The following is a 2,982-nucleotide window of genomic DNA, read 5'->3' as shown; positions in this document are numbered from 1 at the left end:
GGGCACGGCGTGGAAGGCGGGCCGCGAGCTGTCCGTCGACCGCGAGGCGCCCGCCTCCTGGACGTTCACCCGCGAGCTGTCCGACGGGCGGACACCGGTCGGCGAGGCGAAGGCGAAGGCCGCCGCCGCCCCGGTGCTGGAGGCGGCCGGGCAGGGGGACGCCGAGGTCGACGCGAGCCGCACCCTGGGCGCCGAACGGACGGTCGAGGCCGATCCGGTGATCGGCGGTCTGCCCACCCACGGCTGGACCACCAGCCTGCGCGTGGGCCCGGACTCCACGGTGACCTCGGGCGCCGGACAGCTCGCCGACCCGGTCCGCGGCGACTCCTACCCGCTGGTGGAGGCGGAGGAGGCGCTGAAGGACCTCGACCGGCTGAGCTCCGGCCTCGGCGGTGCCCCGGAGCCCGGCTGCGCCAGCGCGGTGCCGCACACCGACGGGCGGGGCGAGGACGCGGGGCGCCCGGCCGGCTCCGTGCCGCCGGCCGACCCCTGCACGCCCGAGCAGCCGCCGAAGCGGCGTACCGCCACCGTGGAGAGCGCGGTCCTCGGCCTGGCCGCGTTCCCCACGGACGGACGACAGGCGCTGGTGCCGTCGTGGATCTTCCAGGTGCGGATCCCGAACGCCGTCGACCCGCTGACCGTCGCCCACCCGGCCGTCGACCCGGCCTTCCTCGTCACCCCCGAGGAGCCGCCGGCCGAGCAGCCCAGCCCCCGCCCGACCGGGCCGGACGACGGGACCGGCACCGACCGGGCACGGGTCATCGGCTACCGGGCCGAGGACGGCCGCCTCACCGTGGCCTTCGAGGCCGGCGTGTGCTCGGACTTCACCCTGCGGGCGACCGAGCGCGGGGACCGGGTGGAGGTGGTCGTCGAGGAGAGGAAGTGGCCCGACCGGGTCTGCATCATGATCGCCAAGATCCACCACCGGAGCGTGGAGCTCGACGAGCCGCTCGGCGGGCGCACGGTGGTCGACTCCGCCGGGACGCCCGTGCCCGAGGAGAAGGACACGCCGCGCCCGTCCGCGCGCTGACGCACGCCCGCGCCCGGTCCCGGCAACGCCCGAGGGCGGCGCCCCCGTCAGGGGAGCGCCGCCCTCGGTGTCGAGCCTCGGTCGGACCGGCTCAGTTGAACGAGTCGCCGCAGGCGCAGGAGCCGGTGGCGTTCGGGTTGTCGATCGTGAAGCCCTGCTTCTCGATGGTGTCGACGAAGTCGATCGACGCGCCGCCCAGGTACGGGGCGCTCATGCGGTCGGTGACCACCTTGACGCCGTCGAAGTCCTTGACCACGTCGCCGTCGAGGGAACGCTCGTCGAAGAACAGCTGGTACCGCAGGCCCGAGCAGCCACCGGGCTGAACAGCGACGCGCAGCGCCAGGTCGTCACGGCCTTCCTGGTCGAGCAGGGCCTTGACCTTGGCCGCGGCGGCGTCGGTCAGGATGATGCCGTCGGTGACGGTGGTCTTCTCGTCCGATACGGACATCTACATCTCTCCCGGGTTGTACGGAGACTGCTTGCCGACGATTCAACCGGCCCGGCCGCGGATTCATTCCGCCCCGGCCCGGGCGAAGTCGAGAGCCTGGAGGGCGTCGATCGTCCTACCTCATGCTCGCACACGCCCGGGACCCGGAACAGCGCCCACCGCTCCGAGGGAGCCGACCGGGATTCACGTCACATCGACGCTATCGGCCGCCCGGAAACCGGCCGGCAGAGGTTATGATAGATAGCGTCATTTAGACGAAAAGGTTAGGCCCACCTCCCCGTCCGGGGAAGCCGCAGAACAGAAAGGGTGCGTGTAGTGACCACCGCCCAGCCTCAGGAGCTCGACGTCCAGCCGACGCCGCTCGCGCTGCTCCTCCTCGGCCGTGAGGCCGACCCCCGGAGCGAGCGGGGCGTCGAGTGCCCCGGCGACCTGCCGTCGCCGTCCGACCCGGACCTGGTGGAGCGCGCCCGCGCGGCCAAGGAGAAGCTCGGGGACAAGGTCTTCGTGCTCGGTCACCACTACCAGCGCGACGAGGTCATCCAGTTCGCGGACGTCACCGGCGACTCCTTCAAGCTCGCCCGCGACGCCGCGGCCCGCCCGGAGGCCGAGTACATCGTCTTCTGCGGCGTCCACTTCATGGCCGAGTCGGCCGACATCCTCACCACGGACGACCAGAAGGTCGTCCTGCCCGACCTCGCCGCCGGCTGCTCGATGGCCGACATGGCGACGGCCGAGCAGGTCGCCGAGTGCTGGGACGTGCTGACCGAGGCGGGCGTGGCCGAGCAGGTCGTCCCCGTCTCCTACATGAACTCCTCCGCCGACATCAAGGCCTTCACCGGCCGGCACGGCGGTCTCATCTGCACCTCCTCCAACGCGAAGCGGGCGCTGGAGTGGGCGTTCGAGCAGGGCCAGAAGGTGCTGTTCCTCCCCGACCAGCACTTGGGCCGCAACACCGCGGTGCGGGACATGGGCATGTCGCTGGAGGACTGCGTCGTCTACAACCCGCACAAGCCGAACGGCGGGCTCACCGCCGAGGAGCTGCGCGCGGCGAAGATGATCCTGTGGCGCGGGCACTGCTCGGTGCACGGGCGGTTCAGCCTGGAGTCGGTGAACGACGTGCGGGAGCGGATCCCGGGCGTCAACGTGCTGGTGCACCCCGAGTGCCGTCACGAGGTGGTCGCCGCGGCGGACCACGTCGGCTCGACGGAGTACATCATCAAGATGCTGGAGGCGGCGCCGGCCGGGTCCAAGTGGGCCATCGGCACGGAGCTCAACCTGGTCCGGCGGCTGGCGAACCGTTTCGCCCCGGAGGGCAAGGAGGTCGTCTTCCTCGACCGGACGGTGTGCTTCTGCTCGACCATGAACCGGATCGACCTGCCGCACCTGGTGTGGACGCTGGAGTCGCTCGCGGACGGCAAGCTGGTCAACCGGATCCAGGTCGACCGGGAGACGGAGACGTACGCGAAGCTGGCCCTCGAGCGGATGCTGGCCCTGCCGTAACCTC

Annotated in this window: 2 protein-coding genes and 1 pseudogene; 2 read left to right on the top strand and 1 reads right to left on the bottom strand. The window is 71.9% G+C overall.

Annotation, left to right across the window (positions count from 1 at the left end; all coding sequences use genetic code 11):
• Positions 1-1,030 (top strand): annotated as a pseudogene (locus tag HW445_RS24580) (hypothetical protein); the annotation flags it as partial.
• 91 nt (positions 1,031-1,121) lie between these two features.
• Here the strand turns inward: HW445_RS24580 and erpA are convergent.
• Complete coding sequence (gene erpA / locus HW445_RS24575) at positions 1,122-1,478, bottom strand: iron-sulfur cluster insertion protein ErpA (protein WP_166023027.1); 357 nt, start codon at positions 1,476-1,478, stop codon at positions 1,122-1,124.
• 315 nt (positions 1,479-1,793) lie between these two features.
• Here erpA and nadA point away from each other — a divergent pair, with 315 nt between their 5' ends.
• On the top strand, positions 1,794-2,978 hold the full coding sequence (gene nadA, locus HW445_RS24570; RefSeq protein ID WP_180223123.1) for a quinolinate synthase NadA: 1,185 nt from the start codon (positions 1,794-1,796) through the stop codon (positions 2,976-2,978).
• Positions 2,979-2,982 lie beyond the last annotated feature (4 nt).

Source organism: Streptomyces sp. UH6 (genome assembly GCF_013421635.1).
In the GTDB taxonomy this organism is placed as follows: domain Bacteria; phylum Actinomycetota; class Actinomycetes; order Streptomycetales; family Streptomycetaceae; genus Streptomyces; species Streptomyces abyssomicinicus.
Note: the sequence above shows the minus strand (reverse complement) of the source record. Positions and strands in the feature narration are given on the sequence as shown.

Coding starts and splice junctions, on each gene's coding strand:
- erpA (WP_166023027.1), bottom strand. CDS start 1,478: ATGTCCGTATCGGACGAGAAGACCACCGTCACCGACGGCATCATCCTG.